Genomic DNA, 25,739 nt, shown 5'->3' with positions numbered 1-25,739 from the left:
GTAATAAACTTAACTGATCTTGATCATAGGTCTTAAAAACTACTTTTCTACTCATTCTTAAAATTAAAAAATAACTCAAAAATCTACAAAAAAAAGACTGCCTTTTTAGACAGCCTCTTTTTATTTAGCATCATTGGCTCTATAAATCAAATCTTACCTTTCTTAACATTTGCGTTAGTTTGCGTATAAATTCTCCCCCTAGTCCTTTTTTAGCACGTCTTCCTTTTCAATCCCGCTTCCTCTCTTAAGCGAAAAACAAACACAATCCTAGAAAACCTAATCGAAATTCGGGAATACAGAGGACATCAATTAGCACCATACCATCACTAAATGTATGTTTGTGGTATCAAGCGCTTTGATAAAAAAAATATCAATTACAAAAAAAATAACATTAGATGAAAAAAACAATTTTTAAATTACTGCTTGTAATACTCACAGGTATTATTAGCAGTTGCGAAGTAGATCGAGATATTGATCTCACAAAAGAAACATCAATACAAACAGATGGACAAAAAGCTCTGGAAATATTAGAAGACTTGGGCTTTAACACGTTTAATGCAACAATAGACAATGAGTATATCATAATCGAAGACGATATACTTATGGAAATTGCATTTATCTTAGAAAATCATAAAAAAGGTGACAGTGCTATTGAGTCAAAACAAAGCTTATCCAAAAAGCACACATTTTATGGAGGTAGAGTAAGTAATGAATATAATAATAGAGTAAGGTTTTCTATGGCAGAAAATATGCAAGCCGATTGGCTTCCGGCTTTACAAATTGCAATATCCAGATACAATAAAGTAAACGAGTGTAGAGTACACATGAGCTACACAACAGGTAGTGCACATTCGCACATATCATACAAAAATCTAGGAGGCAACACTTTAGGATGGGGTGAATATCCAAGAAAAACTATTCATAGCAACCTGAAAATATACAGAAAACCGGGTACCAAAATTCATATTGACCCAGTACGTACTCGTAATACTTCATTAGAGGATAAGATACATTTATTAATGCATGAAATGGGTCATAATATGGGGTTTGATCATGTTTTTGACAATGCTACTCATAAAGCGAGGTTTAGTTTTAAGGGCACTCAAATTGCTGGCACTACTATATACGAAGCTAATTCTGTTATGAACGCTGATGGATATGATTCTGGTGGTATTTTTACAGTAAACGACAAACGTGCACTGCAAATAATTTACCCAGGGCCTTTTATATCAGATTTTGACCAAACCATTATCGGTCCACGATATGCAGACACATACAGATCTGCAACCTATAAAACATCGGTAACATCTTCTGCAAACACCTATCATTGGGAGTATAAAAACAAGGTTTCAAATTCATGGAGAAATGTACCTAATGGAACCACTCCTTCTGTGACTTTTAAAATCTCTACATCGGTCGCATACAATCCTTTTAACGGCATTGAAGTGCGTTGCACCATAGTAAAACCAAATGGTGACGAAAGCAGAAAATCAATAATCACTCAGGTAGAAGGTCGTGGCGGTCCGAGATTCTAATACGATTTACGCATAAGAAATTCGTATAACAATCATTCTAAAGAAAAGAATAAAGCTCTTTGTACCTCAAACAAAAAGAGGCCTTTTTTAAGGCCTCTTTTAAACTATACTTAAAAAGTAAATAGTTATTTCTTATTTGCTTCTTTGATATATTTTTGCAATGCCATAGTCATTGATGGCGTTTCTGGCGTAGGCGCCTGTATATTAATCTCGAGATTATGTTTTTTAGCAGCTCTTACTGTCGAGTTTCCAAAAACCGCAATACGTGTATTGTTTTGTTTAAAATCAGGAAAATTCTCGAATAAGGATTCTATCCCAGAAGGACTAAAAAACACTAAAATATCATAAAAAACATCTCTTAACTCAGAAAGGTCGCTTACTACCGTTTTATAAAAAACTCCTTGTTTCCAATCTACTTTTAGATCATTTAAAGTATCTGGTATTAGCGGCTTCAATTTATCTGATGACGGTAATAAAAACTTCTCGTTCTTATACTTTTTGATTAAAGGAGATAATTCCTGAAAGGTACGCTTACCTACATAGATTTTTCTTTTACGATACACCACATACTTTTGTAAATAATAAGCTACTGCTTCACTCTGACAAAAATACTTTAAAGAATCAGGCACTTTATATCTCATTTCTTCTGCTATTCTAAAAAAATGATCAACAGAGTTACGACTTGTAAGAATAATAGCCGTGTATTGCGACAAATCCACTTTTTGCAACCTTACTTCTTTCGCATCAACCCCCTCTACATGGATGAAAGGAATAAAGTCTATTTTTACTTTTTCCTTCTCTTCCAAATCAAAATAAGGTGAATTTTCTACTTTAGGCTCCGGCTGTGAGACCAAAATTGTTTTCACTTTCATAAATATTCTTTCTTTTTTTGTAAAAGTCCTCTTGTTATTAAATAAGCTTATACAATATAAAATAAGGGGCAATTTCAAGAGCGCAAAGATACAAAATAAAATAAAACAAGTTGTTCAAAATAACATTTTCATTTTTTCTGTAGTACGAAAAAAGCATAATTCCATTCAAAATAACCAGTAACACTACAATTATAATGCACATAATTTCAGACAACTGTGTCGAATAAATATAAATAATATTAATTGGTAATAACAGTACACCAATAAAATTACGGTATGATACTTTATAAAATAAATAGGTATCAATTATCGAATCAATTGAAAAAACAGCAGCAATGATTTTTTCTATTAGCAATTTGCAAACAACAATTACTGTATATATCGTTAAAATTTTGAAATATAAAATTATACGATCTATTTCTTGCCACTGAAACACCTCAAAACATAGGTATATAAATAAAGAAACAGAAATCACCTGAAATATGATCAAAATCACATTAAACAAAGACGAGAGTTTATTAAACTTATGATATGCTATGATATACTTGCTGTTAGTTAATAACATCATAAAGTCAGAAAACCGTAAAGTGTTAACTTCTCTTGCAACAGCCAATAATACCAAGCATGTAACAATTACAATGGTAAGCCAATTGGTAGATACTATTTCTCGGGTTAAAATTTCCATATTTGGATATAAAATTACAATGTATTGCCATACATAAACAAAAAAAACACCCAGTAATTGTTTCTTCAATTCATAAAAGTACTTTCATTCTCTGTAAATACCAATAACACAAGTATTCTATTTCAAAAAGATATTCTTGAACATAATTATAAGGCTGGTTTTTTTATTAAAAAATCTATTACAAGCAAAAAGTTCAAATGAGTTCAGTTATATTTGCGTGAAAAATAGCCCAAATGGTGGATGCTTTAGTCATAATCCCTACCTACAATGAAATTGAAAACGTGGAACGAATTATACGGAATGTATTTTCGCTTCAACGTGATTTTCATATCCTGATAGTGGATGACAGCTCACCTGATAAAACCGCAGATAAAGTAACCGAATTGCAAGAAGAATACCCAACTTCTCTTTTTTTACTAGAAAGGAAAGGAAAATTAGGGTTAGGAACAGCATATATTGCTGGTTTTGAATGGGCACTGGATCGATCTTACGAGTACATTTTTGAGATGGATGCAGATTTTTCTCACAACCCCAATGACTTGATAAGGTTATATAATGCCTGTGCCAAAGGGTCTTCTCATGTCGCTATTGGGTCCAGGTACGTTACAGGAGTTAATGTTGTAAACTGGCCAATGAGCAGAGTATTACTTTCTTGGTTAGCATCAAAGTATGTTCGGTTAATAACTGGTATGAATATTCATGACACAACTGCCGGTTTTATCTGTTATAGAAGAGAGGTATTAGAAAAGATTACGCTTTCTAATATTCGTTTTGTTGGGTATGCCTTTCAAATTGAAATGAAATTTAAGGCCTATTTATTGAAATTTAAAATTAAAGAAATCCCTGTTATATTTACAGATAGAACCAGGGGAGCTTCAAAAATGAGCAAAGGAATTATATCTGAAGCTGTTTTTGGGGTTTTAAAAATGAAATTTAACAGCTTATTTAAACGTTATAAAATATGATCATGGAGAGTGTGCTTATAAAAAATGCCAACATCGTTAATGAAGGAAAAATCATGAATGGCGATGTATATATAGAACAAGGTATTTTCAAAGAAATTGCACCACAGATAAGTGCAAAATCGCCAGATGTTCATGTTTTTGATGCAGAGGGTAAATATTTACTCCCCGGTATCATAGATGATCAGGTACATTTTAGAGAACCTGGTTTAACGCATAAAGCAAATATAGAAACCGAGTCTAGGGCTGCTGTTGCGGGAGGAATCACCTCTTTTATAGAAATGCCTAATACAGTACCACAAACTACAACGATAGAAAAATTAGAAGAAAAGTTTGATATCGCTGCCAAAACCAGTTATGCCAATTATTCTTTTATGTTTGGAGGCACTAACGACAACTTAGAAGAAATTCTAAAAGTAGATCCAAAAAAAGTAGCAGCACTTAAGTTATTTCTTGGTTCTTCTACCGGAAATATGCTCGTCGACAACCCAGAGGTTCTTGAAAAGATTTTTTCTTCTACCGATTTGTTAATAGCAGTTCATTGCGAAGACGAAGAAACTATAAGAGAAGCTACCGAAAAACATAAAGCACAATACGGAGACGATATCCCTATCGAATTGCATCCTGTTATTCGAAGCGAAAAAGCATGTTACTTATCCTCTTCAAAAGCTATTGAGCTTGCAAAAAAGACCGGAGCAAGATTACACGTATTTCATTTATCTACCGCCAAAGAATTAGAGTTATTTACCAATAAAATACCTTTAAGCAAGAAGAAAATAACCGCCGAAGTTTGTATTCATCACCTTTGGTTTTCTGATGAAGATTATAAAGAAAAAGGCACTTTTATTAAATGGAATCCAGCAGTAAAAAGCGCTAAGGATAGAGACGCTCTCTTCGAAGGATTGTTAAATGACAAACTAGATGTTATAGCTACCGATCATGCACCACATACACGAGAAGAAAAAGATAATGTATATACCAAAGCCCCGTCTGGAGGACCTTTGGTACAACATGCTCTTCCTGCAATGTTAGAATTTTTTCATAGAGACAAAATATCTCTAGAAAAGATTGTCGAAAAAATGTGTCATAACCCAGCTATTTTATTTCAGGTAGAAAAAAGAGGATACATTAAAGAAGGATACTTTGCAGATGCTGTATTGGTTGATATTAACGCTCCCTGGACCGTTAATAAAGACAATATTGCTTACAAATGCGGATGGTCTCCTTTTGAAGGAACTACCTTCAGATCCAGAATAACACATACTTTTGTAAACGGAAGTTTGGTATATAAAAATTTTAAATTCTATGATGTGCGAAATGCACAACGATTAACTTTTGAACGATGAACAGAGTTTTAATATACTCCTTGGTTTTCTTATTATGCATTTGTTGTCAAAGTCTGGACAAACCTGTGCCTCCTCAAAAATTGATACCCGAGGATCGTATGGTAGAGATTCTAACGGATATGGCATTTATAATGGCGGCAAAAAATTCTGAAAGAAAATTTTTTGAAGAGAAAAATATTAATCCAGAATCCATAATTTTAAAAAAATATGGGATAGACAGTGCTATGTTTACTCAAAACAATATATGGTACTCTAATCATATAGATTCATATAAAGCTATTATCACCAAAGTACAAACCAATTTGAGTGAGAAGCAGGATTTGTATGAAAAATTAAAGATAAAAGAGGATTCGATACAAGCCATTAAAGATTCTATTCAGAAAATTAAGGAGGATAGTTTAAAATTTAAGGGTAGATCAGGTAGACCAGGTAGACCAGGTAGACCAGGATCTTCTAAAAAAAGAAATAAAATTAAACCTGATCCAAAAAAAAGTTAGCGGTTTCGTTGATGCTTTTTTCTATAGGCTCAAAACTATACGAAAGCTCTTTTTTAATTTTATCATTTTCATAATATCTCTTTAAAAATGCAGTACGTATAGAGGATCTAAATATAGATTGTTTTGTATTTAAAATAACAGACCCAACTCTTTGTATATAATACGCAATTAGCATTAGAAAAGGAGAGGCTTTCTTTTTGGGTACGGGTTTATTTAGAGCTTGAGCCATCATCTCAAATGCATTTTTAAAACTCAAGTTCTCGCTTACCAAAATATATCTTTGGTTTCGAAAAACACTTGTCATAAGACGATACATTATGTTGGTAACATCATGTATTGACACATACCCAGAAACGCCAGTGGTGTAAAAACTCATGCCCCTATGTATTTTTTTAAACAAAACACCACTACCGCTATTAAAAAATCCGGGACCAATAATGATCCCTGGGTTTACAATAACCGCATCCAGTCCTTCATGTACTCCTCTCCAGACCTCCATTTCTGCTCCATACTTGGTGATGGCATAGACAGAATTAGGTATTTCTGGATTCCACTCTGTATCTTCATTGATTTGGGAGCTAATAGGGTTTTCGCCAAGTGTCGCTATAGAACTTACATAACAAAGCTTTTGCACTTTATGAGTTAAACATAGATTAACAACATTTGCAGTACCTTCAATGTTTGTCTTTCTAAGTGTTTTATATCTCGCCGGATTAAAACTTATTTTGGCCGCACAATGATACACATGTGTTATACCGTTAAAGGCTTCGGTAAGTGCGGGTATATCACTAATATCTGTCTTTACCCAAGAAATAGTATCGAACAAATGTTTTTCGGTATTTGAAAAATAAAACTCAAATACCTTTCTTGCTTCTTCCTTTTTGGTTTCTGTCCTGTATAATGCGCGTACTTTATTCTCTTCCTTTATAAGTTTAACCAAAAGGTGTGTTCCGACCAATCCTGTTGCTCCGGTTACTAATATCATTTTAAAAAGTATAAGCTACTAAAGTAAACAAATAAGTACGATTATCTTTATTAAACGTTATTGAACTGGTTTAAACTTTTTCAAACAGTAATATGACAAAATGTTTAGGGAAACATGTTTTATTTCCAGTTATACGCCCAATCTTTCCAAACTACTTCTAATCCTTTTGATTTCAGCATAGCTACTACCTCTTCTGTAGGGCGCTCGTCTGATATTTCAAACTGTTCTAAGGATTGAGGCTCTACTACATATCCTCCTGGATTAGTTTTCGATTCTGCACTAATTGATGTGATTCCAAGGTTCACAATATGCTCTCTAAACATTTCGCTTTCTCTGGTTGACATAGATAGCTCTACATCCTCATCCAATAATCGAAAAGCACATATTAGTTGTACCAAATCTGCATCTGTCATTTCTACCTTTGGATCTAACCCACCAGAATGTGGTCGCAACCTAGGAAAGGAAATAGAATACTTGGTCTTCCAATAGGTTCTTTGCAGATATTGCAAGTGTAATGCGGTAAAAAAACTATCTGCTCTCCAATCTTCTAACCCAAACAAAGCTCCTAACCCTATTTTATGAATCCCTGCACGACCTAATCTATCTGGAGTTGCCAATCGATATTCAAAATTCGATTTTTTACCCTTAGGATGATGTTTTTTATATTCTTCTTTATGGTATGTCTCTTGATACACCAAAACAGCATACAAACCACTTTCTATCAATTGCTCATACTCTAGCTGATCCAAAGGCTGCACTTCTATAGTAATATTCGCAAATTTTGATTGTATGAGTTGTATTGCCTTATTAATATAATCTACTCCAACTGTTTTATTTGCTTCTCCGGTTACCAGAAGGATATGGTTATATCCTTTTGATTTTAGAAAATCAACCTCTTTTATTATTTCTGCATCGGTTAATGTCCTTCTAGGAATTTTATTGGTCATACTAAAACCACAGTAGGTACAAATATTCTGACATTCGTTACTCAAATACATTGGGGCATACATTTGTATGGTATTACCGAAACGCTTTTTTGTAATAGCACTGCTCATTTGTGCCATGGTTTCAATATATGGCCTTGCAGCTGGAGATATAAGTGCTTTAAAATCTTCTAAACCTCTCTTTTGCGATTGCAATGCCCGCTTAACATCATCTTCTGTTTTTGTTAGAATGCTTGATAACGTTTCATCCCAATTATATTGATCGAAAATGTTTTTGAATGAGGTATCGGGTGTCGGGTGTCGGGTGTCGGGTGTCGGGTGACAGGTGTCGGGTGTTTGTTGAATATTCTTCATTATACAACTGCTTTTATTAGTTTATATAACATTTTTCTTACCATAATTACTCGACTTAACAATTCTTCTTTTTCGCCTTCTTCTAAGTAATTTAAATCCTTTGATAGAATAACAAGGTATTCTACTTCAGAAATTGATCCAGAAGCAATTCTTAGGAACCTTGCAAACTCTTTATTTGAATCACGTCCACAACCTTCAGATATATTTGTAGGTACTGATGCTGAAGCCCTTCTAATTTGCGATGTTATCCCAAATTTTTCTGTATCTGGAAATTGATTTGTTTTACTATATATTAACAAACAAAGCTCATGGCTATCCTTCCAAACATTCAATTCTTTAAAATCCCTCATTCTACCCCTAATTAAGTATTAATATTCACAATATAGCCGACAACCCGAAACCTAGTATCTGATACCTGTCGGTTGATCCCCAAATTAGCTTTTAGTTAAAAATGATGTTAATGGACTACTTGCTTCTGCATGCTGTTTGATGGGCGCTAACTTTGCATTATATGCCATGCGACCTGCCTCTACTGCCATTTTAAAAGCCTTTGCCATTTCTACCGGCTGTTGTGATACTGCAATGGCCGTATTCACCAAAACTGCGTCTGCTCCCAGCTCTATTGCTTGTGCAGCATGTGATGGACTACCAATACCGGCGTCAACGATAACAGGAACATTACTTTGATCTATAATAATCTCTAGAAATTCTAATGTTTTCAACCCTTTATTACTACCTATTGGAGCACCTAGTGGCATTACACATTGTGTTCCTACCTCTTCTAATCGCTTACACAAAACAGGGTCTGCATGAATATATGGCATGACGACAAAACCTAGTTTTACTAATTCTTCTGCCGCTTTTAAAGTTTCTATAGGATCTGGCAATAGGTATTTAGGATCTGGATGAATTTCTAGTTTAATCCAATTGGTTTCTAACGCCTCTCTAGCCAATTGCGCTGCAAAAATGGCTTCTTTAGCATCTCTAACCCCAGAGGTGTTTGGCAAAAGGTTTATTCTAGGATGCTCTAAATGAGTTAAAATATCATCTGCCTCATCGGTAACATCTACTCGTTTTAATGCTACAGTAATTAATTCACTTTCTGAAGCTAATAACGCTTCTTTCATCAATATAGAAGAACTAAATTTTCCTGTTCCTGTAAACAAACGTGATGAAAACTCTTTATCTGCAATTTTTAGTGTATCCATTTTACCTAAACTATTAGCTACCAGCCTTAAAAGCTATTAGCGAATTTATTTTTTTAATTATTTCTTCTAATTCTGTGCTATTTGTTAACATACCAGAAACTGCCACCCCATCTATTCCGGTATTTAAAATATCACCTATATCTTCTAATTTAATACCTCCTATGGCAACAACAGGCACATTAGAGTTTTTAAATGCTAGCTCTGTGGTTATTTGTTTATAACCTTCAATTCCTAGTATCGGACTCAAATTTTTCTTGGTGGTTGTATGCCTAAAAGGCCCTAACCCTATATAATCTGCCTTATCTTCTATATGCTGCAAACAATCATTAATTGTATTTGCAGTTCTGCCAATGATATAATTATCTCCTAATATTCTGCGTGCTTCGACTATTGACATATCGTCTAATCCCAAATGCACTCCGTCTGCTTGTGAAGCCTTTGCAATACCCACATTATCATTTATAATCATAATGGCCTCATATCGATCACAAATCTGCCTGCATTTTAATGCTGTTTTTAGATAAGTAGCCATATCTACATCTTTAAGACGTAATTGTATCCATTTACCTCCTGCTTTACAGACTTCTTCAATATGATGTAAATGATCCAAAGGGTCTTTTCCCTGAGAGATATATTGTATCTTATTCATCTTTTATTCATTTTTTGAGAATTAAGAATTCTTACCGATGGTAGGCTAATAAACTTTTATTAGATTTCAATAATTTCTCGGTGTATCTTTTTCCTCGATAACATGCTTTTAACAAAGGAAAGCCTAGTGCCAAATAAGTAGTAATAGCCGATGATAAAATACAACCACTTCCGTGCTTTTCTGACAAATTCTTTTCTTTTGGATTAAAAACATAATGCATCCCCTGTACCGTATATAATTCATCCTTTCCCACTGCTTCTTCTCTATGCCCTCCTTTCAAAAATAAATTAGTTTTTCTGCTGATATGCGCAATAGTTTGTTCAATAGTTTTATTGGGAAATAATTTTTCTATTTCAATGAAATTAGGCGTTAGAAGATAAATTTTATCCAAAATACTATCCAAAAGTTCATTTGCTATTAAGGATGATGACGTATGAAACTCAAAATCAGAACTAGACCGTAAAACAGGATCCAAAACAATTTTAATAGTTGCATTCTTTTTAAGCAAAAAATCAATAATTTGATCAAGGACACTCCAGTTTTGCACAATCCCAATTTTTACATATGTTATTTCAAAACGATCAAACAGTAGACTTATCTGATCTTTAATAACCTCTATATCCACCCAATAACATGTTTTAAATGTTACATCATTTTGAATTGTATTGGCCGTACAAACCGCAAGTCCATATCCTTTTAAAGCTTCAATGGTTTTTATATCTGATGTATAACCTGCTCCTCCAGATGGATCAAATCCTGCTATAGTAAGTATGTTAGGTCTCATTCTCATTAAAGCAACTACTTTTCTACTTTTTTATAGGCGTTATAAATCTGGCTAAAGCTTTCTAAAGAATTTTCAGAATTCCATACACCACCCAATACACCAACTCCTTTAAATCCTAAATCGAATGTCGCCTGCAAAGTACTTTCATTAATGCCTCCCATTCCAACTACATGCTTTTTTATATCAGTTACATCAAAGCCTTTTCCTTTATAACCTGCTTTTGAAATTGAACCAAAAACAGGACTTAACAACACATACTCAAAAGGAACCGTACAGTTCTTAATATCTTCTTTGGAATGAAAAGAGCTACTTACTAAAAACCCCTTGTTTTTATACACTTGAATAGTGACGTCTAAAGCATCCTCCAAGTCTAAACGTGCTTGCTCTTGTACATGTATCCCTCGCAGTTTATACTGCATGGTTAGCTCTGGAAACTGATGGACCATTATTCGATAATGATATTTTGAATCAATCTGATCTAGCAACGCCCGATATCCATCTATTGTAAACGTTGGTTTACGCAAGTGCAGTATTTCTAAACCGGCATCAAACAAATCGTTAATCTGTTTTGCTTCGTTAGGCAATGGCTTCTCTGATGTAAGTACTATTAACATGCTTTTTATTGCTACACATATTGATTTCTACCTATATGCAAATCAGTTTTTAGCCCTGATCGCAGCGGCATCCTTTTTTGTAGCCATTCTTTACAGATCGAATGGCTACAAAAAAGATATAGCGAAGAGCAGGAATAAGCTCCTAAAAACTACTCCTATAAAAACAACGTTTACAAATAGACTTCACTTCCTTTTTCTTTAAATTCCTCTGCCTTTTCCTGCATTCCTGTTTCAAATACTTTTTGATCATCCAGTTCTTTTTTGGCTGCATAATCTCTAACTTCTTGAGATATTTTCATTGAGCAGAATTTTGGACCACACATACTGCAGAAATGAGCAATTTTTGCTCCCTCTGCTGGTAATGTCTCATCATGATATTCTCTAGCTCTTTCTGGGTCTAATGATAGATTAAACTGATCCTCCCATCTAAACTCAAAACGTGCTTTACTTAATGCATCATCTCTATGTTGTGCTCCCGGATGTCCCTTTGCCAAATCTGCTGCATGTGCAGCAAGCTTATAGGTAATCACACCTACACGTACATCTTCTTTATTAGGTAACCCTAAATGTTCTTTTGGCGTTACATAACACAACATTGCAGTACCGTACCAACCTATCATAGCCGCTCCTATACCCGAAGTAATATGATCATATCCCGGAGCAATATCAGTTGTTAAAGGTCCTAAAGTATAAAAAGGAGCCTCGCCACAAGCTTCTAGTTGCTTATCCATATTTGCTTTGATCATGTGCATTGGTACGTGTCCCGGACCTTCGATAAAAGTTTGCACATCATGTTTCCATGCAATTTTTGTTAATTCTCCCAAAGTTTCTAACTCAGCAAACTGAGCTTCATCATTGGCATCTGCAACACAACCAGGACGTAATCCATCTCCCAATGAAAAAGCCACATCGTATGACTTCATAATTTCACAGATTTCTTCAAAATGTGTATATAAGAAACTCTCTTTATGATGTGCCAAACACCATTTTGCCATGATTGATCCACCTCTGGATACAATACCGGTAATTCTTTTGGCTGTCATAGGCACATAGGCCAATCTAACTCCTGCATGAATCGTAAAATAATCTACTCCTTGTTCTGCTTGCTCGATAAGAGTATCTCTAAAAATCTCCCAGGTTAAATCCTCGGCTTTTCCATTTACTTTTTCTAAAGCCTGGTATATAGGCACAGTTCCTATAGGAACTGGTGAATTACGAATAATCCATTCACGAGTCTCATGTATATTTTGCCCTGTCGATAAATCCATAATATTATCGGCTCCCCAACGACATGCCCATACTGCTTTTTCTACTTCTTCTTCTATACTAGATGTTGTTGCAGAATTACCTATGTTGGCATTAATTTTAACCAAAAAGTTACGTCCCAAAATCATAGGTTCGCTTTCTGGGTGGTTGATGTTTGATGGTATGACCGCTCGCCCTCTTGCTACTTCTTCACGAACAAATTCTGGAGTGATTTCATTAGGAATATTAGCTCCAAAATCCTGACCAGGATGCTGTTTTGATAAACGTTTTGCTTCTTGTATTTTTTGATTCTCACGTATCGCTACATATTCCATCTCTGGAGTAATTATACCTTGTTTGGCATAATACATCTGAGAAACATTTTTTCCTTTCTTAGCGCGTTTTGGTTTACGAAGATGGTTAAACCTAAGATGATCTAAACTTGCATCATTTAATCGCTCATTACAATACTCTGACGAAAACCCATCTAATTCTTCTATATCTTCCCGGTCCTTAATCCACTGCTCTCTTATAGGTTCTATCCCATTATGTATATTAATCTCTTTTGAAGGATCTGTATACGGCCCACTAGTATCATAGACCGTTACCGACTGATTTGGTGTTTTTTTACCCGTCATACTATCGGTAGTATCACTTAATTTGATCTCGCGCATTGCGACTTTGATCTTTGGGTGAATGGTGCCTGGTACATAAATCTTTTCTGAACTTGGAAAAGGAGTTGTACTAATTACTTTATCCTGTGGTGCAGTATCTTTTTTCTTCATAATTATTGGGTTTAACCATTATTTTATACTAAAAAAGGCACATATTATCCTCCTTGTGTGGCTTTGATAATAATTACCTGATCTTGCTCTTTTAAATTTGTTGCGTTCCAACGGTCTTTAGAAATAATTTCATTATTAATAGCTATAGCTATTCCTGCCGAAATAATATTTAATTGCGCTACTACTTCTGTCAAAGTAATAGACTCTGAAACCGAATGAGGTTGATTGTTAACGTTTATGGTCATTTTTACTTACTATATACCAAAAACTTTAGGTCAAATACCTAATCTTGAGAAGAAAAAACACATTTATAATGTGCTATTTACTTTTCCCTTCGACGGTACTAACCGCATCAGGTTCAAAGGGTATTTCTCAGACCTAACTCGTAGTTAAGGACACCCCTAAAGTTTCTGTGGCAAAAATAGTAAAATTATATGTAAAATAGTTGCAAATGAGCATTTAACTAGTTTTAAGCCCCAAGTTTCATTGCAGACAGAAAGTTCTTTGCCAACTAAAAGTGAAGTGCCTCAAAAAAACATAAAGCCCTGTAGCTATTTTAAATAGCTACAGGGCTTCTTATATTACATTTTAATCTTTTTTATCAAAAAGATTTTACTTACTCTACTGTTACTGATTTTGCTAGGTTTCTAGGCTGATCTACATTCTTACCTAACATCACTGCTATATGGTACGACAGTAATTGCAATGGAATCGTAGTAAGAAGTGGTGTCAAAAATTCTTCTGTCTCAGGAATTTCTATAACATGATCTGCCAACTCTTTTACAGTTACGTCCCCTGTGGTAACGATAGCTATAATCTTTCCTTTTCTTGATTTAATCTCCTGAATATTGCTAACTACCTTATCATAATGCCCTTTTTTGGTAGCTATTACTACGACTGGCATTTGCTCATCGATCAAAGCAATAGGTCCGTGTTTCATTTCTGCAGCAGGATATCCTTCTGCATGTATATATGAAATTTCTTTTAACTTTAAGGCTCCTTCTAACGCTACCGGGAAATTATATCCTCTACCCAAATACAAACAATTCTTAGCATCTTTATAAGTATCTGCAATATGCTTGATATGGTCGTTAGACAATAAGGTTTCTTTTACTTTCTCTGGTATTCTTTCTAATTCTTGAAGGAAATAATGGAAATCGCTATTAGAGATAGTTCCTTTTCTTTCGGCTAGTTTTAATGCTATTAAAGAAAGTACTGTTATTTGAGTTGTAAATGCTTTTGTCGAAGCAACTCCAATTTCTGGACCTGCATGTGTATAAGCACCTGCATGTGTTTCTCTGGAGATAGAAGACCCAACAACGTTACAAACACCAAACACAAAAGCTCCATTCTCTTTTGCAAGCTTAATAGCAGCCATAGTATCTGCTGTTTCTCCACTTTGGGATATTGCAATCACCACATCATCTTGATGAATAACCGGGTTTCTATATCTAAATTCTGAAGCATATTCTACTTCTACTGGAATACGAACTAATTCTTCAAAAATATATTCTGCTACCAGACCGGCATGCCACGAGGTACCACAAGCAATAATGATAATACGTTTAGCATTTAATAATTTTGCAAGATTATCATCTATGCCAGCCATTTTAATAATCCCATCTGCCACCAACATTCTACCTCGATAGGTATCACTTATAGCGTTGGGCTGTTCATAAATTTCCTTCAGCATAAAATGTTCATACCCGCCTTTTTCTATTTGTTCGAGGTTAATTTGCAATTCTTGCAAATAAGGCTCTACAGAAGTATCATCTTGTATTTTTCTAACTTTTACTCCTTTTTTTCTACTTACAATAGCCATTTCTCCATCTTCAAGATAAATAGCATTGTTCGTATATTCTATAAACGGAGAGGCATCAGAAGCGATAAAGTACTCGTCTTCTCCTACTCCTATAGCTAGAGGACTACCTAATCTTGCCACAACTATTTCGTTTGGCTTTTTCTTATCAAAAACCGCTATTGCATAAGCACCAATCGTTTGGTTTAATGCAATCTGCACTGCTTTTCCTAGCTTTACATTTTCTTTGGTCTTTACATCTTCTATCAAATTAACCAATACCTCGGTATCCGTCTCAGATGTAAATGTATATCCTCTATTTATCAACTCTTTGCGAAGCGCATCATAATTTTCGATAATTCCGTTATGGATAATAACCAAATCACCCGAATTAGACACATGAGGATGTGAATTAATATCGTTAGGAATTCCATGAGTTGCCCATCTGGTATGTCCTATACCGATAGTTCCTTTTGTAGGAATCTCTTTTTCTAAACGTTCTTCAAGATCTGCGACTTTACCTTTGGTTTTGGATAGTTTAATATCCTCACCATCATAAAGTGCAATCCCTGCAGAATCATACCCCCTGTATTCTAATCTTTTTAACCCTTTTAAAACTATTGGATAGGCCTCTCTATGACCTATATATCCTACAATTCCACACATGTTTTAGCTTTTTGTTAATTGGTTTAGTTTTTTGATTTTGTATAAAAAATATCTAGTTTTAATCGCTTCGAATCGGGAACTTCACTACCATAGCCATAGAATACAGTTCCTTCATGCGATATAATTGATGAAAAGGGGATCACTTCATCATTTTCAGAAACGACATCGTTTTCGTCTTTTTCGAGAACAATTCCGTTTGCTATTGTCGAATTATTAACATTTGATGAGACCGAAATACCTAATTTAACATTGTCTTGATCTCCATTCAAAACATCAATAATATGTTTTGTTATTCTTATTTGATAGAACTCTCCCTTTTTATTAGAGTCTCTACTAATTCTTCCTAAATGAATGATCATTGAGTTTATCACATCTTTTTCATTTTCATTTCGGGTTGAATCTAAAGCGTAATCAATCAGTATACTTCCTGTTTCAAGATTATATATATATATTCTTTCTGGTTCTGTATCTCCTCCTAACACTTTACTATCATCAATAAATAAGGTAATAATTGCATCATTTACTAACCAATTAGCATCTTTCAGAAAATCTAATTCTGTTTTTTTCTTTTCTTCTTCAGAAGGGTTTTCAATAATAACAGGGTTTTCATTTTCATCTAGCACATAATCTCCATTACTATCTACTTCTACGTAATTATTAAAAAAATCAAGCGTACCAACAAAACCATTTCCTCCTCTAATATATAAATTTTTATCGGCATCTATCAGTCCTTCATTATTAGCATCTAACTCTCCGGCTTCTACAGTACCCGTACTTGGGTCTTGCTCTATAGTATTAATAATGTTGTTAGAGAAGTTTATCTTAAATTCTCCATTCGTGTTCACAGTAGTAGTTACATTATCTTCGATTACCTCTTTATCGTATGTATAACGTAAGGTAATATCGGCTTGACTCATATCAAAGAAAAACATATTACCATCATTAGCACCATCTGCCAATTCTGTTTTAAAATAAATCCCTCTAAAAAAGTTTCTAAAACTGTTTGCATTATCCAGCTCAGGTTTCCCTTGCATATCCAATATATTCGTTTTAAAAACATCAATAGGTAGTGGTATTCTTAATCTTGGAGTTAACTGAAGCGAATCAACCTCTTTATCGTCTACTTTACTGTCATTTCTAGGGACTACTGGTTCTACACTCACACTAGAAGGCACAAAATCAGAAATTGTATACAATGGACTATCTCCTGTAATAATTTCATTTTCATCTACTTGACTAATCAAGTTAGAATAATACAACTGACGCTCTCCAGATCCTGATTCTGGATCAAAATCCCTAAGAAAGTAGTTTGATTTATATATTGAAAGTTTTATCGGAGTGGACCCGTATACAGAATCCAAAGAATATGTTTTAACCTCATCGCTAGATGTACTGGTTTCTGTACTATGATATGGCAAATTTAACACTACACTGGTTAAGGTAGCATTCTCTCCAAAGTCTGGATTATATCTTTCTAAAGCAACCTGAGAAAGTACACTATATATTGACTGCCCATAAAAAGGATCATTATAAACCCCTATTAAGTTACCAGGCATATTGCTAGTTTGTACTCTTTCAAACTTTCGGCTATGAGCTACAGGTGAACATGTATACACATCTTTTTCAAAATTAACACCTCCTAAAACTTCATTCCCAACAGAATCAAAATCATTATCACAAGATACAATTACAAAAACAACAGCTACTATAGATATTGCTTTGCTCAATACATTTTTAAATTTCATAGTTTTTCTTTATGCTATACCAATACCTCTGTCTGATAAAAGGCTTCATAGGCATCTGCAAACTCGTCTGGTTTTTTATATTCTAATACTGGTTGGGCTATTGTTTTTAAATGATCAACTAGTTCTGATGGTATTTCTTCTGATCCTACTATAATAGCATCAGAATTATCAACAGCAACTTTCATCAAATTACTATATGTTGGGCTCGCCAAAGCGCTTACTTTTTCTTCTTCTATCCCATCAAATTTTACCTTTTCCATCATATTCTTATCCAGGGTACCATCAAAACCGTTTCCATACACAGAGGTTACAATTTTACTGTGTCCAAAAAGAGGTTCATTTGCATAGTATTGTTTCAAATACAATGGTAAAAGCGATGCTAACCATCCATGTACATGAATCACATCGGGTGACCAATTTAATTTCTTAACTGTTTCAATAACTCCTTTTGCAAAAAAGATAGCACGTTCATCATTATCGGGAAACAATTTTCCTTCTTCATCTGTCAAGGTTGCTTTTCTCTTAAAATAATCTTCATTATCAATGAAATACACCTGCATTCGTTCTTTTGGTATAGAAGCCACCTTAATAATAAGAGGCATATCTAAATCATTAATGACCAAATTCATACCAGAAAGTCTAATAACTTCGTGTAACTGATGCCTCCTCTCATTAATATTGCCATATCTTGGCATAAAGATTCTTATTTGACCACCTTTGCTATTCACCATTCTAGGCGCTTCAAAAGACATGGATGAAATTTCAGTCTCTGGCAGGTACGGTATTACTTCTGATGATACGTACAATATCCTCTTATCTTTCATATAATCGATACTTTTATCGTCTTCCTTTTGGAATTAATTTTGCAAAATTACGAAAATTTATGCAGTCTGCCAGTAATATCTTATTTTTGCACGCCTTTAAGTTTATATCAAATGCAGGTCCACAGAAAAAGACTAGATATATTAGACGATGTTGCAGTTTTAAAAAAGCAACATGCATCTATTGGTTTTGTTCCTACTATGGGAGCATTACATAAAGGGCATCTTGCCCTAATACAAAGAGCTCTCGAAGAAAATGAGCATGTTATTGTTAGCATTTTTGTAAATCCTACACAATTTAATAATACCGAAGATTTAGACAATTATCCCAGAACTTTAGATAATGATATTGCACTTTTATCTGAGGTTTCAAATGAAATAATTGTCTTTGCTCCTTCTGCAAAAGAGGTATATAAAGATGATATTTCATCTACAAACTATCATTTTGATGGTCTAGAACATGAAATGGAAGGCAAATACCGACCCGGACATTTTGACGGAGTTGGGACTGTTCTAAAACATCTTTTTGACATGGTTTCACCTGACAGAGCTTATTTTGGTGAAAAAGATTTTCAGCAACTTCAAATCGTTAGAAAACTGGTAGAAATCGAGCAATTACCTATACAAATTGTAGGTTGCCCTATTTATAGAGAAGAAAGCGGCCTTGCGTTAAGTTCTAGAAACAAAAGACTTACTAAAGAACAATATGATGAATCTCCTCTAATTCATAAAATTTTAAAACAGGTACAAAAAGACTTTGGCACAAAAAGTGTTACTACATTAAATGATTGGGTATCAGAACAATTTGAAGATAATAATCACTTATCATTAGAGTATTTTGAAATAGCCAACGTATTAGATTTAAAATCTATTCAACAAAAACAGGAAAACACAAAATACCGAGCTTTTATAGCCGTATTTGCAGGAGAAATAAGACTAATTGATAACATCGCCCTAAATTAAAAATAATTAACTTTGTAACATGCTAGTACACGTCGTAAAATCCAAAATTCATCGCGTTAAAGTAACCGGTGCCGACCTCAACTATATTGGTAGTATAACTATTGATCAAGATCTCATGGATGCCGCTAATATTATTGAAGGAGAAAAGGTACAAATCGTTAACAACAATAACGGTGAGCGTCTTGAGACCTATGCCATACCAGGTCCTAGAAATAGTGGAGAAATCACCTTAAATGGTGCTGCTGCCAGAAAAGTAGCAAAAGGAGATGTCTTAATCCTGATTACTTATGCTATGATGGATATTGAAGAGGCTAAAAATTTTAAACCAAGATTACTTTTTCCTAATGAAGAAAATAATTTACTGAAATAAGTGAATGCTAAACTCATAAAGATTCTTAAAATAACACTCCCACTAGCATTGGGAGTTTTTTTAATATGGTATTCTATCTCTTCTGCCACCCCAGAAGAAAGACAAAAAACCATACAATATATTACCAAGGCAGATCCAAAATGGATTATATTATCATTACTAATGGGGATCATCTCTCATCTTTCGAGAGCATATCGATGGAAATTTTTATTAGAACCTCTAGGTTATTCTATAAAATTATCCAATAGCTTTATGGCTGTTATGATTGGATATCTTGCCAATCTGGGAATACCAAGATCTGGCGAAGTTCTTAGAGGAGGCACTATCGCCACCTATGAAGGTATTCCTTTCAAAAAAACGTTTGGTACCATTATCACAGAAAGGATCATTGATTTGATCATGCTATTACTAATTATTTCTGTAACCTTACTTTTTCAATCAGAGAATCTATTATCCTACTTAAATCAAAAAATCACAAACCCGTTTATTACTCTTATCATCCTGATTACTTTACTAGTTGCAGGAGTATTATTCTTAAAAATTATTAAGAAATCGAAAAATCCACTCCTCATAAAGCTTAAGGATTTTGGAGAAGGTCTTCTAGAAGGTGTAAAAAGTATTTCAAAAATAAAACATCGTGGTGCTTTTATATTTCACACATTTCTTATTTGGTTTTTGTACGTTACTATGTTCTATGTGATCAAATTTACTGTACCAGAAACTGCCTCGCTCACGATTGGCCCAATCCTTGCTACTTTTGTGATAGGTTCGTTGGCGATGTCTACAACCAACGGTGGTATAGGAGCATTTCCTATAGCTATTGCGGCTATTTTGCTACTTTTTGACATCGAAAAACCCGCAGGAGAAGCTTTTGGATGGATCCTATGGGGCTCTCAGACCGCAATAAATATAATCATCGGAGCGTTATCCTTTTTATTTCTACCTATAGTAAACAGGAAGAAATAAGGAAATAATTTATATATTGCTCCGTGCTTACTTAACCTTAATCCTATACTTATGAAAAAAAGTGTAACTCTTATAATTGCCTGTTTTTTTGTTTTTTTCGGAAACAGTCAAGCGATTTATGAATCTTTTAGATCTATAAAACTGGATCAAAACAGGGAATTGAAAATTCAATTACCTCGTAACTACAAAAAAAATGTAGACAAAACATACCCTCTGATTATTGTATTGGATGGGGATTATTTATTTGAGCCAGTCGCTGGTAATGTAGACTACTTTTCGTATTGGGAGGACATGCCAGAATCTATCGTAGTTGGAGTAAATCAAAGAAAAACCAGAGAAGATGACTGTAGATATGACAAAGCAGAGTATCTACCTACTCTTAAGGGTTCAGAGTTTTTTGAGTTTATAGGGCAAGAGCTTTTACCTTATCTTAATAAAACATATCGTACAGCACAACTTAAAATTGTAGTTGGGCATGATTATACAGCGAACTTTATCAATTACTTTTTGTTTAAGGACAATCCTATTTTTCAGGGTTATATTTGTTTGAGTCCAGAATTAGCTCCTCCTATGGCAGAGCGAATTGTTTCTAAACTTACTACTTCTCCCGAAATGTGGTATTACCTTGCCACCGCTACTAATGATGCAGAAAATATCAAAAAAGAGGTGATTGCTTTAGATGAAAAACTACAGACTATCGAAAATCCAGAACTTGATTATGCTTTTGATAATTTTGACGAATCTTCTCATTATACACTGGTAGGTAGAGCGATCCCTAAAGCTTTAGAAGGTATTTTTGAAATGTATCGCCCTATTAGTAAGAAAAAATATAAAGAAGTACTACTTACACTAGAGACATCTCCTTATGATTATTTGGTGGATATGTACAAAACTACCGAGCAATTATATGGTATTAAAAGAAAAATAAGAATCAATGACTTTATCGCAGTTTCTACTGCAATAGAAAAAAATGAAAATTGGTCTGAGTTAGAGCCTCTAGGTAAGCTTGCCATTAAACAACACTCTGATCTTATGTTGGGATACTACTATCTTGGAATGTTTTATGAACAAACGGGAGAGCCCAAAAAAGCCATGAGAGCCTATGAAAGTGGTTTTCAGCTTTCTGAAGTTGCTTTCCTTACAAAGGATTATATGTTAGATAAAGTAAACAAAATCAAAGAAGATTTTGGCTGGTAATTTTACCACTTTTAGTCAATACAATATAAAAAGATCTCTACTTAGAGATCTTTTTTTGTGTCTTAAAAATATAGTATTTTTACTCCCTTATTTAATCTTCTATGGCCAAAACCAAAACTGTTTTTTTCTGTCAGAACTGTGGTTCTCAATACGCCAAATGGCAAGGACAATGTACGTCTTGTAAAGAATGGAATACTATTGCAGAAGAAGTAGTTCAAAAAGCGGCTACCAACGATTGGAAAAATGCAACCACTGCGTCCAAAATAAGCAAGACAGCCAAACCTCTTCGAATTTCTGAAATTAGCACTAGTCAGGAAACACGTTATAACACAGACGATATTGAGTTAAACAGAGTGCTTGGCGGAGGACTGGTTCCTGGGTCCTTAACACTTCTGGGTGGCGAACCTGGTATCGGAAAAAGCACCTTGTTATTGCAGATTAGTCTTAAACTACCTTATAAAACACTCTATGTTTCTGGAGAAGAAAGTCAGCAACAAATTAAAATGCGAGCAGAGCGCATACAGGCCAAAACAGATACCTGCCTGATTCTTACCGAAACCAAAACGCAAAATATCTTTAGGCAAATCGAAGAAATAGAACCCGATATTGTCATTATAGACTCTATACAAACACTGCACAGCGACTATATAGAGAGTAGTGCAGGAAGTATTTCACAAATCAAAGAGTGTACAACAGAACTAATTAAGTTTGCCAAAGAAACAGCCACCCCTGTAATACTAATTGGTCATATTACCAAAGATGGTACCATTGCTGGACCAAAAATCCTTGAACATATGGTAGATACCGTATTACAGTTTGAAGGAGACCGCAATCATGTATATCGTATTTTACGTGCCTTAAAAAACAGGTTCGGTTCTACATCAGAGCTAGGTATTTATGAAATGCAGGGAAGCGGATTAAGAGAAGTACATAATCCCAGTGAAATTTTAATTTCTAAAAACGAAGAAGAATTAAGCGGTACTGCCATTGCTTCGACTGTAGAGGGAATGCGACCTATTATGATCGAAATACAAGCGTTGGTGAGCACAGCGGTTTATGGTACCCCGCAACGCAGTGCTACCGGATATAATCTTAAAAGGCTTAATATGCTATTAGCCGTTTTAGAAAAACGAGCTGGATTTAGATTGGGAGCCAAAGATGTTTTTTTAAATATTACAGGAGGAATCTCTGTAGATGATCCTGCTATCGATCTAGCGGTAGTTGCAGCGATATTATCTTCTAACGAGGACATCCCAGTTCCCAAGGATTATTGCTTTGCAGCAGAGGTAGGGTTGGCAGGAGAAATACGCCCGGTTAACAAAGTAGAGCAACGTATCCAGGAAGCCGAAAAACTAGGGTTTTCTACTATTTTTGTTTCCAAATACAACAAAATCCCTCATCAAAATAAAGGAATTAAGGTATTAATGGTTACCAAAATAGAAGATGTAATAGTGCACCTATTTGGGTAATTTTGATAGTAAATCAATAAAAATACAACACCCATTCTCTCCTTACTTAAAGAAGAAAATAGGTGTTTTATAATAATTAACACTTAAATACGATTTACGAATAAAAATTTCGCAACTAATCACATTCTTTTTCTACTATATTTTCTTCATAAAATGAAACAATAGCTAAGGCTATTCTTTAATTTGATTCATCAATCTAGCGAAAAATATTTGCAATTATTTTTACGAAATTCTCATCCATAAATCATATAATTTTCAGAAAATAAATTTACTCATTAAAATAAAAAGACACACGTTTCTTTTGTGCAAATTTTAAACAAACTTGTAGTAATTTTATCACAATTAAGGAGCCGGATTGGGTATCTGCTCATGAACAGCTTCTATCTCTTTCAGGATAGTATCTGACAATGTAATATCGATACTTCCTATATTTTCTTCTAGCTGCGCAAGCGATGTAGCTCCTATAATATTGCTTGTTACAAAAGGGCGCTCATTTACAAAAGCCAACGCCATTTGTGTTAAGCTAATTCCATGTTTTTTAGCAATTTCATTGTAAGCTCTGGTTGCCTTAAATGAATTGTCATTATGATATCTAGAAAACTGCGGAAACAAAGTAACTCGTGCATTTTTGGGAGTCTCATCCAGATATTTTCCTGTTAATTGCCCAAAACCAAGCGGAGAATATGGTAGGTGACCTACATTTTCACGATGTAAAACTTCGGTAAGTCCGATTTCATCCTTACGATTTAAGAGGTTATAAGGGTTTTGCACCGTAATCATTTTAGGTGCTCCTTTACGTGCTTCTTCTACATATCTCATCACACCATAGGGAGTTTCATTAGACAGTCCAATTTCTCGTATCTTACCCTCCTTTTTAAAATCACCAAGGTATCCAAGTATTTCATTAAAATTATCACTCCACTCTTCTGCTTCGTCATGTGCATACCCTCTTACTCCAAAGAAATTTGTAGTACGTTCTGGCCAGTGCAATTGATATAAATCGATATAATCTGTTTGCAAACGTTCTAAACTTTTATGAATAGCATCTGCAAACTCTTCTTTGGTAAATCCATCGGTACGAATGTGTTTTACAAAATCTCTAGGTCCTACAATTTTGGTTGCAATCACGACCTCATCTCTTTTCTTGGTTTTCTGTAACCATGTACCAATAATTTTTTCGGTACTTCCTTGTGTTTCTTTACGGGCAGGAACCGAATACAATTCTGCTGTATCAATAAAGTTTACTCCTTTATCAATTGCATACTCTAATTGTTCGTGTCCTTCTGCTTCTGTATTTTGTTGGCCCCAGGTCATGGATCCAAGGCATATTTTACTTACTCGAATATCTGTATTGGGTAGTGTAGTGTATTTCATGTGTTTATAATATTACTTTAGATGTCAGATGAAACTCACCAAAAAATCATTTCCTTGTGTAGTAACAATTTTATTATGACTTGTTTCATTTGTTTATGACGACTATTCGTTTTTACGTATGAGATAAAAAGTAAAGTTAGTACCTTCAAAAGTAGAAACTCTTAGGGTAGATAATGTAAAAGTTATCATAATAAATGAGGTACAAGGCCAAAGAAAATACGCTATATTTTTAATAAACTGTGGAATATATCCACGGTTTATTCCCATAAATCAACACTATTTAAACAGTAGTCTATAAACAGAAAAACCATAACACACTTACTACCAATTCTATACAATCAAAATGCCAATTTTTATTCTTTTGGAACGATCTTTTCTATAGATGAAGCAACTCAACTTAAACACTGATTATAAATAATGGTAGTTCTTAGAGTTATATAAGATTGATCATTTAGAAAAACAGGTATACCTAAACCTATTTTTCTTCATCGACTAACCAAACACATGTATGTAAATACAAAGAATTAATGATTAAACCTTTACTCGAGAAGAAGCATCACTAACTAAATGCTTTTAAACCAAAAAAACGGATACAACAACCCCAAATGTTGTATCCGTTTTATTTCATCCTCCAACGGCATATTAATTAACCTAATACCATATGACAACTGTTACTCTCCCAATAATATGTGTCATATGATATACAACCTAAACTAAAATTCCTCCAGCAACCATCATATCTATTTTAGATTGCATCTAATACCTCTTCTCAAATGATATTACTTACTAAAATCATTTCTTTTTGTTCCATATTTCAAAATAAAATACATCGATAGCGATGCTATCACTGAATTTTCTTTCTCATCTGAATCAAAAATAATTTAATTCAGTCAACAGTAATTTCA

The 25,739-nt window shown here is 34.2% G+C and carries 24 protein-coding genes and 1 riboswitch; of the genes, 9 read left to right on the top strand and 15 right to left on the bottom strand.

Annotated elements, in window-relative coordinates:
* Positions 1-395 precede the first annotated feature (395 nt).
* Positions 396-1,535, top strand: a complete 1,140-nt coding sequence (locus ABW636_RS19250) for a zinc metalloprotease (protein ID WP_367591708.1) — start codon at positions 396-398, stop codon at positions 1,533-1,535.
* A gap of 125 nt (positions 1,536-1,660) precedes the next feature.
* Here the strand turns inward: ABW636_RS19250 and ABW636_RS19245 are convergent, their stop codons facing one another.
* Positions 1,661-2,407 carry a uroporphyrinogen-III synthase gene (locus tag ABW636_RS19245; RefSeq protein ID WP_367591707.1) on the bottom strand — a complete coding sequence of 249 codons (747 nt, stop codon included), beginning with the start codon at positions 2,405-2,407 and terminating at the stop codon, positions 1,661-1,663.
* A 37-nt stretch (positions 2,408-2,444) separates the two neighbouring features.
* Positions 2,445-3,092, bottom strand: coding sequence for a DUF4271 domain-containing protein (locus tag ABW636_RS19240; RefSeq protein WP_367591706.1), 648 nt, complete (start codon positions 3,090-3,092; stop codon positions 2,445-2,447).
* A 233-nt stretch (positions 3,093-3,325) separates the two neighbouring features.
* On the opposite strand from ABW636_RS19240, the gene ABW636_RS19235 reads away from it, so the two are divergent.
* Genes ABW636_RS19235 through ABW636_RS19225 form a run of 3 tightly spaced genes read left to right on the top strand, consistent with a single transcriptional unit; the run spans position 3,326 to position 5,897 of the window.
* Entirely contained in the window at positions 3,326-4,057 is a 732-nt protein-coding gene (locus ABW636_RS19235) for a polyprenol monophosphomannose synthase (RefSeq protein WP_367591705.1), read from the top strand.
* A gap of 2 nt (positions 4,058-4,059) precedes the next feature.
* Positions 4,060-5,400 carry a dihydroorotase gene (locus ABW636_RS19230; protein ID WP_367591709.1) on the top strand — a complete coding sequence of 447 codons (1,341 nt, stop codon included), beginning with the start codon at positions 4,060-4,062 and terminating at the stop codon, positions 5,398-5,400.
* Positions 5,397-5,897, top strand: coding sequence for a DUF4296 domain-containing protein (locus ABW636_RS19225; protein ID WP_367591704.1), 501 nt, complete (start codon positions 5,397-5,399; stop codon positions 5,895-5,897). The genes ABW636_RS19230 and ABW636_RS19225 overlap by 4 nt, the downstream gene beginning before the upstream one ends.
* On the opposite strand, the gene ABW636_RS19220 is transcribed toward ABW636_RS19225, so the two are convergent.
* The 12 genes from ABW636_RS19220 to ABW636_RS19165 form a co-directional block, all read right to left on the bottom strand.
* Positions 5,872-6,882: an NAD-dependent epimerase/dehydratase family protein gene (locus ABW636_RS19220; RefSeq protein WP_367591703.1), complete on the bottom strand. Its 1,011-nt coding sequence runs from the start codon at positions 6,880-6,882 to the stop codon at positions 5,872-5,874. The genes ABW636_RS19225 and ABW636_RS19220 overlap by 26 nt on opposite strands.
* Before the next feature lie 119 nt (positions 6,883-7,001).
* Positions 7,002-8,180 (bottom strand): 2-iminoacetate synthase ThiH, encoded by a 1,179-nt coding sequence (gene thiH / locus ABW636_RS19215; protein ID WP_367591702.1) that lies wholly within the window; start codon positions 8,178-8,180, stop codon positions 7,002-7,004.
* Positions 8,180-8,530, bottom strand: coding sequence for a four helix bundle protein (locus ABW636_RS19210; protein ID WP_367591701.1), 351 nt, complete (start codon positions 8,528-8,530; stop codon positions 8,180-8,182). Before ABW636_RS19210 ends, thiH begins: the two co-directional genes overlap by 1 nt.
* A gap of 84 nt (positions 8,531-8,614) precedes the next feature.
* On the bottom strand, positions 8,615-9,388 hold the full coding sequence (locus ABW636_RS19205) for a thiazole synthase (protein ID WP_367591700.1): 774 nt from the start codon (positions 9,386-9,388) through the stop codon (positions 8,615-8,617).
* Positions 9,389-9,401: 13 nt separating this feature from the next.
* Positions 9,402-10,037 (bottom strand): thiamine phosphate synthase, encoded by a 636-nt coding sequence (locus ABW636_RS19200; protein WP_367591699.1) that lies wholly within the window; start codon positions 10,035-10,037, stop codon positions 9,402-9,404.
* Between the two features lie 31 nt (positions 10,038-10,068).
* Positions 10,069-10,821 (bottom strand): hydroxymethylpyrimidine/phosphomethylpyrimidine kinase, encoded by a 753-nt coding sequence (locus tag ABW636_RS19195; protein ID WP_367591698.1) that lies wholly within the window; start codon positions 10,819-10,821, stop codon positions 10,069-10,071.
* A 14-nt stretch (positions 10,822-10,835) separates the two neighbouring features.
* Positions 10,836-11,435, bottom strand: a complete 600-nt coding sequence (locus tag ABW636_RS19190; protein WP_367591697.1) for a thiamine phosphate synthase — start codon at positions 11,433-11,435, stop codon at positions 10,836-10,838.
* 170 nt (positions 11,436-11,605) lie between these two features.
* Positions 11,606-13,465, bottom strand: a complete 1,860-nt coding sequence (thiC, locus tag ABW636_RS19185; RefSeq protein ID WP_367591696.1) for a phosphomethylpyrimidine synthase ThiC — start codon at positions 13,463-13,465, stop codon at positions 11,606-11,608.
* 44 nt (positions 13,466-13,509) lie between these two features.
* Positions 13,510-13,710, bottom strand: coding sequence for a sulfur carrier protein ThiS (gene thiS / locus ABW636_RS19180; protein ID WP_367591695.1), 201 nt, complete (start codon positions 13,708-13,710; stop codon positions 13,510-13,512).
* Positions 13,711-13,777: 67 nt separating this feature from the next.
* A riboswitch (TPP riboswitch) is annotated at positions 13,778-13,878 on the bottom strand.
* A gap of 203 nt (positions 13,879-14,081) precedes the next feature.
* A complete protein-coding gene (gene glmS / locus ABW636_RS19175; RefSeq protein WP_367591694.1) occupies positions 14,082-15,929 on the bottom strand; it encodes a glutamine--fructose-6-phosphate transaminase (isomerizing) in 1,848 nt (615 codons plus the stop codon).
* Positions 15,930-15,952: 23 nt separating this feature from the next.
* Complete coding sequence (bamH, locus tag ABW636_RS19170; RefSeq protein WP_367591693.1) at positions 15,953-17,674, bottom strand: BamH family beta-barrel-assembly machinery protein; 1,722 nt, start codon at positions 17,672-17,674, stop codon at positions 15,953-15,955.
* A 14-nt stretch (positions 17,675-17,688) separates the two neighbouring features.
* A complete protein-coding gene (locus ABW636_RS19165; protein ID WP_367591692.1) occupies positions 17,689-18,498 on the bottom strand; it encodes a glycogen/starch synthase in 810 nt (269 codons plus the stop codon).
* Between the two features lie 111 nt (positions 18,499-18,609).
* Here ABW636_RS19165 and panC point away from each other — a divergent pair, with 111 nt between their 5' ends.
* From panC to radA, 5 genes are all read left to right on the top strand, one after another.
* The gene (panC, locus tag ABW636_RS19160; RefSeq protein WP_367591691.1) at positions 18,610-19,458 is read left to right on the top strand and encodes a pantoate--beta-alanine ligase; all 849 of its coding nucleotides are present in this window, start codon (positions 18,610-18,612) and stop codon (positions 19,456-19,458) included.
* Between the two features lie 19 nt (positions 19,459-19,477).
* A complete protein-coding gene (gene panD, locus ABW636_RS19155) occupies positions 19,478-19,828 on the top strand; it encodes an aspartate 1-decarboxylase (RefSeq protein WP_367591690.1) in 351 nt (116 codons plus the stop codon).
* On the top strand, positions 19,829-20,794 hold the full coding sequence (locus tag ABW636_RS19150; RefSeq protein ID WP_367591689.1) for a lysylphosphatidylglycerol synthase transmembrane domain-containing protein: 966 nt from the start codon (positions 19,829-19,831) through the stop codon (positions 20,792-20,794).
* 51 nt (positions 20,795-20,845) lie between these two features.
* Positions 20,846-21,991, top strand: coding sequence for an alpha/beta hydrolase (locus ABW636_RS19145; protein ID WP_367591688.1), 1,146 nt, complete (start codon positions 20,846-20,848; stop codon positions 21,989-21,991).
* Between the two features lie 101 nt (positions 21,992-22,092).
* A complete protein-coding gene (radA, locus tag ABW636_RS19140) occupies positions 22,093-23,460 on the top strand; it encodes a DNA repair protein RadA (RefSeq protein ID WP_367591687.1) in 1,368 nt (455 codons plus the stop codon).
* 342 nt (positions 23,461-23,802) lie between these two features.
* On the opposite strand, the gene ABW636_RS19135 is transcribed toward radA, so the two are convergent.
* Positions 23,803-24,834 carry an aldo/keto reductase gene (locus ABW636_RS19135; RefSeq protein WP_367591686.1) on the bottom strand — a complete coding sequence of 344 codons (1,032 nt, stop codon included), beginning with the start codon at positions 24,832-24,834 and terminating at the stop codon, positions 23,803-23,805.
* Positions 24,835-25,739: the final 905 nt, after the last annotated feature.

The organism is Aquimarina discodermiae, from assembly GCF_040786235.1.
Taxonomy (GTDB): Bacteria; Bacteroidota; Bacteroidia; order Flavobacteriales; family Flavobacteriaceae; genus Aquimarina.
Note: the sequence above shows the minus strand (reverse complement) of the source record. Positions and strands in the feature narration are given on the sequence as shown.